Raw genomic sequence first — 297 nt, 5'->3', positions numbered from 1 at the left:
TGTAGAAGGTCTCGTTGGGTTCCTGCTGACAACGGCCTTACTGCACCGTTCATTTCACAGGCTAACCGGGCGTGTCCCGCCCTTAATACATTTATCGCTCCCACGACATCGGCATTTTCTTTGTATCTGCATTTGGTACATTCGAAATGTGCTTGCGTTTGTCTGTTTTTTGCCGAAATATATCCGCAATTCGGACAAGTTCTGCTCGTATTTTTCGGAGAAACCAATACCAGCAACCCTCCTCTTTCTTCCAGCTTGTAAGCCAACATTGTCTTGAAAGAATACCATCCTTGGTCA

General features: G+C 45.8%; 1 protein-coding gene. It reads right to left on the bottom strand.

Annotated features, from left to right (window positions below):
- Window positions 1-297 (bottom strand): zinc ribbon domain-containing protein (locus ACYQ4O_RS13055; protein WP_460175885.1); only part of this gene is annotated, 297 nt, incomplete at both ends.

This window comes from Turicimonas sp. TL08, assembly GCF_054660695.1.
This window is presented reverse-complemented; position numbering and strand designations above follow the sequence as displayed.